Here is a 13,447-nt window from a genome sequence, read left to right as displayed (position 1 = left end):
AATTAATAAAAACATGGGACACAATCATCACCATCATTCACACGGAAGCTCAACAGAGAATATAGCCGTTGCTTTTTTCTTGAATTTAGCATTTACAATTATTGAATTTATTGGAGGTTTTTATACCAATAGCTTGGCTATTATGTCTGATGCGTTACATGACTTAGGTGATAGTTTAAGTTTAGGATTGTCATGGTATTTTCAAAAGAAATCGACTAAAAAACCGACAAAAAAATACTCGTACGGGTATAAACGATTTTCATTGTTGGGAGCTATCATAAACTCAATCGTATTGGTAATAGGTTCTGTATTTATTATTAAAGAAGCAATTCCAAGAATTATTACTCCAGAAAGTGCTGATGCTAAAGGAATGATGTGGTTAGCAGTTTTAGGTGTCATTGTTAATGGTGCAGCTGTTCTTAAACTGAAAAAAGGAACATCAATCAACGAAAGAGTCGTATCGTTACATTTATTAGAAGATGTATTAGGTTGGGCAGTCGTTTTAGTAGCAAGTATTGTAATGCAGTTTTGGGATGTGCCAGTGTTAGATCCTATTTTATCAATTGCTATTGCAGGTTTTGTATTGTTTAACGTGTACAAAAATATCAAAGAAAGTTTGCGTATTATTTTACAAGGAGCACCTGTAGGAATTTCGGTTGATGATATTAAAAAGAACTTATTGTCTTTGGACGAAATTGAAGGGGTACATGATTGTCATTTATGGACAATGGATGGAGAATACAATATTTTTACGGCACATTTAATTTTAAAGGAGCGTAGCTTTTCTTGGGAAGAAGCCAAACAAATTAAACAAAAGGTAAAAAAGTTATTACATGATGATTTTCATTTAGAACATATCACTTTAGAGCTTGAGATCTCAGCTCATGAATGTGAATATGAAAACTGTGGTTCTTTAATTTAGTTGTACATTTGAGTAGAGTATAAAACACAAAAAAATGACAAGAAATCAAGTAGAATTAAAGTTTCCTAAGTTCGGTATGTTAATACCTGTAGTAATTGTTTTAATAATTTTTATAGCGAAATCTACAGTAACCATCAATTCAGGAGAAGCAGGAGTATTGTATAAAACGTTTGGAGGAGGAGTTGTAACAGATGAACCACCGTTAGGAGAAGGATTTCACATAGTTGCTCCTTGGAACAAAGTACATGTTTATGAAGTAAGACAACAAGAGCTTTTTGAAAAGATGAAGGTGCTATCGTCTAACGGGTTGGAGATAAAAATTGATGCTTCAGCTTGGTACAAGCCAGTTTATAACGATTTAGGGAAATTACATCAGGTATTAGGAGAAAACTATTTACAGCGTGTAATTCAGCCTGCAATTCGTTCAGCTGCACGTAGTGTGGTAGGGCGTTATACACCAGAACAATTGTATTCAAGTAAAAGAGACGCTATTCAAGATGAAATTTTTATTGAAACAAAAAAGATTTTAGAATCTCAATACGTTCAATTAAATGAAGTTCTTGTTAGAGATGTAACATTGCCTTCAACCATTAAAGAAGCTATTGAGCGTAAATTAAAACAAGAACAAGAGTCATTAGAATATGAATTTAGATTGGTAACAGCTCAAAAAGAAGCAGAAAAACAAATTATTGAAGCAAAAGGTAAAGCTGATGCGAACAAAATTTTAAGTGCTTCGTTAACTGATAAAATTTTACAAGATAAAGGAATAGAAGCTACGAATAGATTAGCTAACTCTCAAAATAGTAAAGTAGTTATTATTGGTTCTGGAAAAAGTGGAATGCCAATTATTTTAGGAAATCAATAGTTAATTCCAATTCTATAAATAAAAAAGCAGCTCATTGAGCTGCTTTTTTATTTATGATGAGTTTTAACCTCTTCTACGTTTTCTTCCGAATCCAGTAGCAGGTTTGTTATCTCCTTTTCTAGAAGAAGGTTCGTTGCTACGTCTTCTACCAAAACTTTTTTTAGAGTCAGAAGGTTTGTCATTTCTATCATTGCTTCTACGACCTTTTCCGCTAAAATTACCTCCACCGCCGCTTCTACGAGGTTTTCTACCACCGCCGCCGTTACCACGATCGGTTTTTGTAATTTCTACATTTACTGAACGACCGTTAAAATCTGGTTCGTTATCAGAAAAAGCATCTAAAGTTTCTTTTTCGTAGTTCTTGTCTATTTCAAAGAAAGAAAAAGTGTCTAAAATATCAATCGCACCAATTTCAATTTTATCACCAATATTTTGATCGTTAATTAATCCGATTAATTTAGCTGGATTTAAACGGTCTTTTCTTCCTAAATTGATGAAGAAACGAGTCATGTTTTCACTAGAAGAACGTCCTCTTGAATTATCTCTAGATGATAAGTTGTTCAAGTCAGGAGCATTTTCATAATATGATAAGAAGGTGTTAAATTCTAACGAAACAAACTTCTGAATCAATTCTTCTCTGGTTAAATCTTCTAATTTTTCGTAAATACTTGGTAAAAAGTTTTCAATTTGATCTGTGTTTACTTCAGTATTATGCACTTTATCAATTAAATGAAATAATTGATTTTGACAAATTTCTTTACCAGAAGGAACAGGAGTGTGGATGAATTCCTTTTTAATAATACGCTCAATAGGACGTAATTTACCTTGTTCCTTTTTAGTAACTAATGCAATTGAAATTCCTTTGTTACCAGCTCTACCAGTTCTACCACTACGGTGGTTATAGTTTTCTATTTGGTCTGGTAATTTATGGTTAATAACATGCGTTAGGTTATTAACATCTAAACCACGAGCAGCAACATCAGTAGCTACCAATATTTGAATATTTTTCTCACGGAATTTCTCCATTACCGAGTCACGTTGCGCTTGAGATAAATCACCATGTAACGCATCAGCATTGTAACCGTCTTTAATTAAGTTGTTAGCAACTTCTTGAGTTTCTCTACGAGTTCTACAAAAAACAATTCCGTAGATATCTGGGTTTAAATCTGCAACTCTTTTTAAAGCTGGGTAACGTGTTTTTTCGGTTACTAAATAATATTCATGACTTACATTATCTGAACCTTGATTTTTTTGTCCTGAAGCAATTTCAACAGGATTTCTCATGTAGTTCTTAGCAATATCTTCTACTTCTCTAGGGAAAGTAGCAGAGAATAATAATGTTTGTTTGCTCTCAGGAGTAGCTTCTAAAACTTGATCTAACTCGTCTTTGAACCCCATGTTAAGCATTTCATCGGCTTCATCAAGTACTAACCACTTAACATTACCAAGTTTTAAGGCTCTTCTTTTAATTAAATCTACTGTTCTACCAGGAGTACCCACAACAATTTGGGCTCCTTTTTTTAATTTTTTTATTTGCTCTTCAATATTAGCACCACCGTAAACGGTAACCACTTTTAAGTTAGGTAAGTATTTAGAAAATTCTTCAATATTATTACCTATTTGCACCGCTAACTCACGAGTAGGAGATAGGATAATTGCTTGGGTGTGCATGCTTGTTTGATCAGCAAGCTCGATAATTGGTAAGCTGAAAGCAGCTGTTTTACCGGTACCTGTTTGTGCAAAAGCTTTTAAATCTTCGGAAGAAGAAAGGATTTGTGGGATTGCTTTTTCTTGAATTACTGTTGGCTTTTCGTAACCTAAATCGGTCAATGCCTTATTGATAGGTTCTTGCAAACCTAAATCTAAAAATGTAGACATACTGTGTTTTTAGAGAACTCACAGATGCCCCTCCGCGAATTCTATTAATATTATTAATCGTTAATTACGATTTTTTTTGGACGGTGCAAAAGTACACTAAATAAAATGAATAGCAGCTAACTATTTTAAATTTTGTAAGTTATTGATTTCTTGGTTGATACTTGAAGAAGATAAGCTAGTATATCCGTTTTGGATAATTCCATTTTTATCAACTAAAACCAAACGAGAAAATTTACTCGAAGAATATTCACAAGTTGGACTTTCTTCTGGAAGCGTGTATTGATATTTAATATCAATATTTTTAGTGTATCTTCTAGAGGTATCGCATAGGTTTACTAAAACAAAATTAACATCAGGGTTATTTTTGATTAAGTGATTAAACCTGGAAGACACCCAGTCGTCAGAGGCATATTTATAATTTTTAAATAAAACGACTGTATTCTTTCCTTTAGCAACATTTTTAATATCAACAAGTCCTCCATCAGCTGAAATTAAATCAAAAGAAGGAAGTGTTTCTCCTTTATTTAAGAGTTTTAAATCGTTAATTAAACGTTGTATAGTTTTCTTTTGCTCGTTGTCGGTATTAAGTTTAAAGAAGGTAAAGAAAGTTTCATTTTTCTTTTCGTAGTTAGGTTCTTTAAAAAAGTGACCAACAACTGCGTTATATAATAATCTGTTTTTAACTTCTTCGGAATCAATATTTTTATCAATTGAATTAAGTAGTTCTACTGTAAAATTATCTAATTTCTTAACGCTGTTTTTTTGATATACATCGTTGTATATTTTTTCGATTATAAATCTATAATACGGACCAAAAAACATTAAGGAATCATTACAAACATCAGTTTTAGTACGATAGCTATAGTAAGAGTTAGCTAAAGTTTGAGGTTCTTTTTTAGTAGCATTTTTAATAGCGTACTTTTCTAAGTTTGTATATATAGGGTAGTTTAAAGCAATATCTAAAAGGTTAGAAAACTTTGTAGAAGGGTTTAAGTCGCTTTCATTGTGTTTTGTTAAAATGGCATCCTTAATCTGTTTTAAAGAATCCATTTTTCGAGTAAAGTGATTTTGTGGTAAATGAAAGTATCTTGCAATTGCTTTTTCATCTTGTTCATACTGTAAAAAAGCTTCTATCAATAAGTTGTTTTTTTCTGCATTACTACCGCTAAAAACTAAAGATTCATCAAAATCCCACGTATTTAGCCTGATTAAAGTGCTATCAGAAGGTTGTAAGAACACGTATTGATGCTCATTACCATGATAAAAAATATACAAACCTTCTTTAATATTGGTGTAATTTCCTAAAAAGGTATTATTCTTATTTAAAGGAATTGTGTCTTTAAATTCGTAATTGTCTGATAAAATAACGAAGTCAGATTTAGGATTGATAATTTTACCCCCAAAATAGGTAGGTTTTTGATTATCAGAATTTTTACATCCAATAAGTGTAACTAATAAGAGAGGTATTAAATACTTAATCATGCTTGAAATTACCCTAAATATCAATGCTCAAAAATAGAGAACTCTTCTTAATAAGGCTGTTAATTCGCTGTTAAAATGAATTAAAAAGTCTCAAAAGTAATATGTTAAAAACTTTCATGCAAATTCTTTTATACTCTTTAGTTTTTATACTTTTGCACGGAATTTAAAATACTATACATGTTATCAGTTTCTAATTTATCAGTTCAGTTTGGGAAACGTGTTTTGTTTGATGAAGTAAACACAAAGTTTACACAAGGAAATTGCTACGGAATTATCGGAGCAAATGGAGCGGGTAAATCAACTTTTTTAAAGATTTTATCAGGAAAACAAGATCCAACATCAGGAAGCGTTCACCTAGAGCCAGGAAAAAGAATGTCTGTTTTAACACAGGATCACTACGCTTTTGATGAATATACCGCTTTAGAAGCAGTATTAATGGGAAACAAAGAACTGCATAAAATTAAGTCGGAAATAGATGCATTGTATGCTGATTATACTGATGAAAATGCAGAAATAATAGGTGAGTTACAAGTTCGTTTTGAAGAAATGGACGGGTGGAATGCCGATGCTTCAGCTGCAAGTTTACTATCAAACTTAGGGATTAAAGAAGAAGATCATTATACTTTACTATCTGAGATTGATCCGAAGAAAAAAGTACGTGTATTATTAGCGCAAGCGTTGTTTGGTAATCCTGATGTATTAATCATGGATGAGCCTACCAATGACTTAGATTTTGAAACAATTTCTTGGTTAGAGAATTTCTTAGCAAATTATGATAACACCGTAATCGTAGTATCGCACGACCGTCACTTCTTAGATGCAGTTTGTACACATATTTCTGACATCGATTTTGGAAAAATCAACCATTTTTCTGGTAACTATACATTCTGGTACGAATCTTCTCAGTTAGCAGCTAAACAAAGAGCGCAACAAAACAAAAAAGCAGAAGATAAAAAGAAAGAATTAGAAGAGTTTATCCGTCGTTTCTCTGCAAACGTTGCAAAGTCTAAACAAGCAACTTCTCGTAAGAAGATGATAGAGAAATTAAATGTAGATGAAATTAAGCCGTCTTCACGTCGTTACCCTGCTATTATTTTTGAAAGAGATAGAGAAGCTGGAGATCAGATTTTAAATATTGAAGGTTTATCAAAAAAGGATGCAGAAGGAGAGTTATTATTCTCAAATGTAGATATTAACTTGAATAGAGGAGACAAAGTAGCTATTATTTCAAAGAACTCAAAAGCTACTTCAGCATTTTATCAAGTAATTTCAGGAAATGAAGAAGCTGATTCAGGAAAATACAATTGGGGTGTAACTACTACACAATCATATTTGCCAGCTGATAACTCTGAATATTTCCAAAATGGAGAATTGAATTTAGTAGATTGGTTACGTCAATATGCACAAACTGAAGAAGAGAGAGAAGAAGTGTTTTTAAGAGGTTTCTTAGGGAAAATGATTTTCTCTGGAGAAGAGGCATTAAAAAAGAGTGATGTATTATCAGGAGGAGAAAAAGTACGTTGTATGTTATCTCGTATGATGATGACCAGAGCGAACATTTTAATGTTAGATGAACCAACTAACCACTTAGACTTAGAATCTATTCAGGCATTAAACAACTCGTTAATTAACTTTAAAGGAACTGTGTTGTTTACTACGCATGACCACGAGTTTGCTCAAACGGTTGCTAATAGAATTATAGAAATTACACCAAAAGGAATCATTGATAAATATTCAACTTTTGATGATTATTTAGATGATCCTAAGGTAAAAGAATTAAGAGAACAAATGTATTCTTAATACAATAACAAAAAAGGGAACCAAATTGGTTCCCTTTTTTGTTTAATTATTAAAAGTTTTTATTCTTCTTCGTCATCGCTAATAGCTTCAAAAAAACTAAACACATTACCACCATAACGTTTATCATAACTATGATTTGGATGCTTAGTTAAGTCGGTATGTTTTGAATGTTCAATAATTAAAACACCATCTTCATTTAACAAATCACGTTCAAAAATAATATCTGCTATTTTTAAAAATTGCGCTTCTTCAAAATCGTAAGGAGGGTCTGCAAAAATAACATCCGTTTTTAGCGGAGTTTTCTCTAAAAACTTATATACATCACTTTTATAGCAGGTAATGTCCATATCTAACTCCTTTGAAGTTTGATTGATGAACTTGATACACGCAAAATGAGCATCAACAGCATAAATAGTTTCTGTACCTCTCGAAGCAAATTCGTAACTAATATTCCCTGTACCAGCGAATAAATCTAATACTGAAATATTGTCGAAATAATACAAATTATTTAAGATGTTAAATAACGACTCTTTAGCCATATCGGTCGTAGGTCGTACAGGTAAGTTTTTAGGAGCAGAAATTCTTTTACTCTTATATTTTCCAGAAATAATTCGCATTAGGCAATAAGTATAAAATTTGAATGGTTCGAAAAATCATCGCTATCAGCAAAGAAATTATCAACAGGATTCATAAAATGAATATTTCGAACGTAAGTATAGGTTATGGTGTATAGTTCTGATTCTTTTTCAATGTCACCAATAAAAGTTAATTGAAAATTATTTGGATCCATTTGTAATTGTTCCGCAGTAAAAAGAATATAGTAAATAAAATCTTCTTTGGTACTGTATGAAAAGGAGTTGTAAAATATAAGTTTACCTTCTTTACAAACTACAATATCCATATCATTAGGAGAAACATGTACAAAAAACTGTTGATCAGAGTTTTCTTGAGAATAGGAGAGTAGCTTGTCTATTAACACAGTTGAATGGTGTTTGTATTCAAATTCTCCAAAGTTTTGAAACAGGTAATTATTAATGTTTACATAAGGTATATAAACTGTGTTAGCAGCTATAATATCATGTAAATCGTAAGTAATAAAATCTGTTTTTAAGGTTTTTACGGTGTATTTTAAATACGGAGCTAAATTGTTTCGGTCAAAAAGTTTATTAGGAACCAAAGTAGCTAGGTTGTTTTGATGTATGGCAAAAACAGAAGAGAAATCTTGTTGTAGATCTTTATCGGTATTAAAAACACGTATAATTTCTTCTAATAATAACTCAGGTGTAGTGCTTGAAGCAGCAAAAGTATACTTGGTAAAAAGTAATGAAGCTTTCGTTTCTGAGTTAGAGATACAAAAAGAAAATCCATCCAAACTAAATTGGATGGATAGATCTTTATATTGCGCTATAGCGCTTGTTTTTTTAGTCTTTTTTTGCAACTGCTTCACCTTTATCATAAAAAGGAGGCCAATTACCACCAGTAGTTACTTCATTTAAAGAACCTACAGAAACAAACTCACCTTTAATTTGATCAGATTCAATTGCTTCTAATTCAGCTTTAATTAACGAAGGGTTCATTCCTTTTAAAATAGGCTTTTTTGAAACTTTAGCTTCAAATACAGGAACTTCTAAACCTGCTACTTTTTCAACTCTACCAGTAGCTAATTCAAATTGTTCTGTAGTACCTGGTACTTCAAACATTTTAGTATATTCTTTACCTTCAAAGTATTTTAATACAGGCTCATATCCAATAGTATCAACTTGCTTTTTAGAAACTTTAACTTTAATACCTCCACCTCTGTCTTCTTCTACTTCAATGTTTTTAGTTTCTGTTAAAGCTAACTGTCCATTTTGAATAAAATTAAGTAAAGAATCTTTACTGTTAGTATAAGTTCCGTAAACCTCTTTATATTTTACTTCGGCATCACGAATTAGTTTTAAATTCTTAATAACTTTAGCGTAACGTACTTTTTTGTCTTTGTTAAAGTTAATAGGCTCCATAATTCCACCGTAAATTTTATATACTAAAAAGACAGATGCACCTAAAAGAAATATTGAAACTAACCATCTCATTTTTAGAGGTACAAATTTAACTACAAGTACAGCTAAAAGAAAAGCAACCACAACAGCCACCAAAATCATTAATAATAAACTCATTTTTTTAATTTTTAATATATGATATTCGCAAATCTACAATTTTTTTTCAATGATGAAAATAATTATTTTGTAAATACATTTATCTTTGAACATTATTTAAAATATGATACAAACCGCCCCAAAATTCTATAAAGAGATACTTCAAAAATTTCCTTATGCCCCTACACAAAAACAAGGTGAATTATTAGATGTTTTAACGCATTTTATTTTTTCAGATGATAATCGTGCTTTGTTTTTATTAAAAGGATATGCAGGAACGGGAAAAACTACCATTATAAGTACAGTTGTTCATAATTTATGGAAGATTGGTCAGAAGGCAGTTTTATTAGCTCCAACAGGTCGTGCAGCTAAAGTGATTTCAGGGTACTCGAATAGACAAGCATTTACCATTCATAAAAAGATATACTTTCCTAAAAAGCAAAGTAGTGGCGGAGTAAGTTTTGTTATGCAGCCTAATAAGCATACTGATACTCTTTTTATTGTTGATGAAGCTTCGATGATTTCAGATGAAAAACAGAGTGCTAAATTGTTTGAAAATGGTTCATTATTAGATGATTTAATCTCCTATGTGTACTCAGGAAAGAATTGTAAAATCATATTTATAGGTGATACGGCTCAGTTACCTCCAGTAAAGTTGACGATGAGTCCAGCTTTAGAAGCCGATAAACTTTCGTTTGAATTCAATAAAGAAGTTACCGAAATAGAGCTAGATGAAGTAGTACGTCAAGAAGAAGGTTCAGGGATTTTAGCCAACGCAACAGATTTACGCTTGTTAATCCAAAATGAATCTACTCATTTCCAGTTCGATTTAAATTATCCTGATATTATTCGTTTACAAGATGGGTATGACATCCAAGATGCGATTACTTCTGCTTATGACGGAGATATAGGAGTAGAAGATACTGCTATTATTGTACGTTCTAACAAACGAGCTAACCAATACAATCAACAAATACGCACCAAAATTCGCGGACAAGAAAACGAAATTTCTACAGGTGATTATGTAATGGTGGTGAAAAATAACTACTATTGGTTAAAAGACTCGTCTTCTGCAGGGTTTATAGCCAACGGAGATATTTGTGAGGTAATGCGTATTAATGAAATTAAAGATTTATACGGATTTAAGTTTGCTGAAGTTGAAGTTCGTATGATTGATTATCCTGATATGAAACCTTTTGAAACGGTTTTGCTATTAGACACGCTTACTAGCGAGAGTCCGTCATTAACGTATGAAGAGTCGAATCGCTTATACGAAGCTGTAAAAGAAGATTTTGCTCAAGAAAAATCGAAGTACAAACAATTTATGGGAGTGAAAAATAATAAGTACTTCAACGCACTTCAAGTGAAGTTTTCTTACGCTATGACATGCCATAAATCACAAGGTGGACAGTGGAAAACTGTTTTTATAGAACAACCTTATTTACCTGATGGGGCTTCAGTAGAATACTTACGTTGGTTATATACAGCAGTTACGCGTGCTCAAGAAAAATTGTATTTGATAGGATTTAAAGATGAATATTTTTTAGACTAAACTTATAAATATCGATTTTAATAAAAACGTTAGCATTTTGTTAATGTAACTCGTTTTTTCGTTAAAAAAGTTACATTTGTGTAGTATTCAAACTATTAAAAATGCACAAAAAAGTACTTTTAGTTCTATCATTTTTATTGATTTCACTAACAATAAATGCACAAAAGCCACAAAAGTTAACTTCTAATCAGATTTACGAAAAAATACAAAAGCTTAACTTTTTAGGTTCGGCTTTGTATATAGCTGCACATCCTGATGATGAAAATACCCGATTAATTTCTTACTTATCTAACCATGAAAATGCAAGAACAGCGTATTTATCGTTAACTCGTGGTGATGGAGGTCAAAATTTGATAGGTCCAGAAATGCGTGAATTATTAGGAGTTATCCGTACTCAAGAATTGTTGGCAGCAAGAGGAGTAGATGGAGGAGAACAACGTTTTTCAAGAGCAAATGATTTTGGGTATTCAAAGCATCCTGATGAAACTTTAGAAATTTGGAATAAAGATAAAGTGTTAGCTGATGTAGTTTGGGCAATCCGTACGTTTAAACCAGATGTAATTATCAATCGTTTTAATCACAGAACACCAGGTTCTACGCATGGGCACCATACATCTTCAGCAATGTTAAGTGTTGAAGCATTTGATTTGGCAGCTGATAAAACAAAATATCCAGAACAGCTACAATCTACGAGCACATGGCAACCTAATAGGTTGTTTTTTAATACTTCGTGGTGGTTTTATGGGAGTGAAGAAGCTTTTTCAAAAGCTGATAAAAGTAACATGTTAAGTTTTGGTATAGGTGCGTATTATCCTTTGAAAGGATTGTCAAATAACGAGGTGGCTGCTATTGCAAGTAGCCAACATTTATGTCAGGGTTTTGGTAGATTGACTACTAGAGGAAGTCAAACAGAATATGTAGAGTTTTTAAAAGGAGATTTTCCGAAGGATAAAAAAGATATTTTTTCAGGAATCAATACAACTTGGAATCGTATAGAAGGAGGTGGAGAGATTGGAGATATTTTATATAAAATTGAAGATGATTTCGATTTTGTAAATCCAGAAAAACACTTACCAGAGTTGTTGCAAGCCTACAAAATGGTTCGACAATTGAAAGATGCACATTGGAGAACTATTAAAACCAAAGAGTTAAATGAAATTATCAAGGCTTGTGCAGGTTTGTATTTAGAAGCATCGGCTGTAAGTTCTAGTGCAACTCCAAGCAGCACTATTGATGTAGATTTTGAAGTGTTAAACAGAAGCACTATTTCTATGGAGTTATCATCTATTACCATCCTTCCCAAAGGAAAAAACATCAAAAAAGAACTGGATTTGGCTCCTAATAGCAAACAAAATTTTAAAAATAAAATCAATATTGGTAAAGATGTTCCTTACTCTTCACCGTATTGGTTAAATACTCCTTGGGATTTAGGAATGTATAAGGTGAATGACCAAAAATTGATTGGAAATCCAGAATCTCCAAGACCTATTCAAATTCAATACAATGTTATCATTGAAGATCAACCAGTTGCTTTTACCATTCCGGTAGTGCATAGATATGCTAAAAGTGATGTTGGAGAAATTTATGAGCCTTTTGAGGTATTACCGAAAGTAACTACAAAATTAAACGATAAAGTACTGATTTTTTCTACTTCGGAAGCCCAAAAGATATCTGTTGAAGTAAGAGCAGGAGATGCAAATATTAACGGAAAAGTAAGCTTACAAGCTCCAAAAGGATGGAAAGTATCTCCAACAGCAGTAGATTTTTCAATCGCACAAAAAGGAGATGTTCAATTTGTGGAATTTATGGTAACTCCAACTCAAAATGAATCAGAAGGAGCATTAAAAGTTATCGCTACGGTTGATGGCAAAACCTATGACAAAGAGTTGATAGAAATCAATTATAACCATATTCCAAAACAATCGGTATTGTTGCCATCACAGGCGAAAGTAGTTCGTTTGAATATCGAAAAAAACGGAAAACGAATAGGTTATATTCAAGGTTCAGGTGATGCTATTCCTGAAAGTTTGCAACAAATTGGTTATGAGGTAACAGAATTGAATGTAAATGAAATCAACGGTAATTTAGATCAATTTGATGCTGTAGTTATAGGTATTCGCGCTTATAACACCAATGAAGAATTACAGTTTAAGCAGAAATATTTGCTAGAATATGTGAAAAATGGAGGAAATTTAATAGTGCAATACAACACGAATAGAGGAGTAGATGTACAAGCGCCGTATGAATTAGAATTATCACGTGATAGAGTAACAGACGAACATTCTAAAGTAACCTTGTTAGCTAAAGAACATTCGATTTTAAATTATCCAAATAAAATTACTGAAGCTGATTTTAACGGATGGGTACAAGAACGCGGATTGTATTTTCCGAATAAATGGAGTAAAGAATACACACCAATATTATCAATGCACGACAAAGGAGAAGTAGCTAAAAAAGGAAGTTTGTTAGTAGCTAAATATGGAAAAGGAAATTACATCTATACAGGATTAAGCTTTTTTAGGGAGTTACCTGCTGGTGTTTCTGGAGCGTATAAGTTATTTGCGAATTTGTTATCGGTAAAAGAAAATAGGGCTGATGAAAATTAGGATAGCTTAAACTTTAATGTTTACTAGCTTTCCTATGATGCTAGCGCGAGCATCTTGCTCGTGATGGTATGATAAGTAAAGGCATGTAAAGAAAAAAGAAGATATGTTTACAGAAATAATTTAAACTATAACGTTGTAGGCAGCACAAGCTAGATGCTTGTGCTAGTGGGGTGGAATAAAAAGCTTTTTTAAAATTTTTACGAAACA

Annotated in this window: 10 protein-coding genes; 5 read left to right on the top strand and 5 right to left on the bottom strand. The window is 32.1% G+C overall.

Annotated elements, in window-relative coordinates:
- Positions 1–13: 13 nt before the first annotated feature.
- Complete coding sequence (locus tag AC3VI6_RS12730; RefSeq protein ID WP_497706476.1) at positions 14–922, top strand: cation diffusion facilitator family transporter; 909 nt, start codon at positions 14–16, stop codon at positions 920–922.
- A gap of 34 nt (positions 923–956) precedes the next feature.
- Positions 957–1,787, top strand: a complete 831-nt coding sequence (locus AC3VI6_RS12725; RefSeq protein ID WP_497706475.1) for a prohibitin family protein — start codon at positions 957–959, stop codon at positions 1,785–1,787.
- 63 nt (positions 1,788–1,850) lie between these two features.
- Here AC3VI6_RS12725 and AC3VI6_RS12720 read toward each other — a convergent pair whose 3' ends face one another.
- Positions 1,851–3,665, bottom strand: coding sequence for a DEAD/DEAH box helicase (locus AC3VI6_RS12720; protein WP_497706474.1), 1,815 nt, complete (start codon positions 3,663–3,665; stop codon positions 1,851–1,853).
- A gap of 120 nt (positions 3,666–3,785) precedes the next feature.
- The gene (locus tag AC3VI6_RS12715) at positions 3,786–5,147 is read right to left on the bottom strand and encodes a hypothetical protein (RefSeq protein WP_497706473.1); all 1,362 of its coding nucleotides are present in this window, start codon (positions 5,145–5,147) and stop codon (positions 3,786–3,788) included.
- Between the two features lie 177 nt (positions 5,148–5,324).
- Here AC3VI6_RS12715 and AC3VI6_RS12710 point away from each other — a divergent pair, with 177 nt between their 5' ends.
- On the top strand, positions 5,325–6,947 hold the full coding sequence (locus tag AC3VI6_RS12710; protein WP_497706472.1) for an ABC-F family ATP-binding cassette domain-containing protein: 1,623 nt from the start codon (positions 5,325–5,327) through the stop codon (positions 6,945–6,947).
- Positions 6,948–7,006: 59 nt separating this feature from the next.
- On the opposite strand, the gene AC3VI6_RS12705 is transcribed toward AC3VI6_RS12710, so the two are convergent.
- Genes AC3VI6_RS12705 through AC3VI6_RS12695 form a run of 3 tightly spaced genes read right to left on the bottom strand, consistent with a single transcriptional unit; the run spans position 7,007 to position 9,103 of the window.
- Complete coding sequence (locus tag AC3VI6_RS12705) at positions 7,007–7,564, bottom strand: RsmD family RNA methyltransferase (RefSeq protein ID WP_497706471.1); 558 nt, start codon at positions 7,562–7,564, stop codon at positions 7,007–7,009.
- Positions 7,564–8,394 carry a DUF3822 family protein gene (locus tag AC3VI6_RS12700; RefSeq protein ID WP_497706470.1) on the bottom strand — a complete coding sequence of 277 codons (831 nt, stop codon included), beginning with the start codon at positions 8,392–8,394 and terminating at the stop codon, positions 7,564–7,566. The genes AC3VI6_RS12705 and AC3VI6_RS12700 overlap by 1 nt, the downstream gene beginning before the upstream one ends.
- Complete coding sequence (locus AC3VI6_RS12695) at positions 8,369–9,103, bottom strand: hypothetical protein (RefSeq protein WP_497706469.1); 735 nt, start codon at positions 9,101–9,103, stop codon at positions 8,369–8,371. The genes AC3VI6_RS12700 and AC3VI6_RS12695 overlap by 26 nt, the downstream gene beginning before the upstream one ends.
- 103 nt (positions 9,104–9,206) lie before the next feature.
- Between AC3VI6_RS12695 and AC3VI6_RS12690 the strand changes: the two genes are divergently transcribed.
- Together AC3VI6_RS12690 and AC3VI6_RS12685 are read left to right on the top strand one after the other, a co-directional pair.
- On the top strand, positions 9,207–10,634 hold the full coding sequence (locus tag AC3VI6_RS12690; protein ID WP_497706468.1) for an ATP-dependent DNA helicase: 1,428 nt from the start codon (positions 9,207–9,209) through the stop codon (positions 10,632–10,634).
- Between the two features lie 101 nt (positions 10,635–10,735).
- Positions 10,736–13,240: a PIG-L family deacetylase gene (locus tag AC3VI6_RS12685; protein ID WP_497706467.1), complete on the top strand. Its 2,505-nt coding sequence runs from the start codon at positions 10,736–10,738 to the stop codon at positions 13,238–13,240.
- The last annotated feature ends 207 nt before the right edge of the window (positions 13,241–13,447 follow it).

It is taken from the genome of Tenacibaculum sp. TB-56 (assembly GCF_059716275.2).
This window is presented reverse-complemented; position numbering and strand designations above follow the sequence as displayed.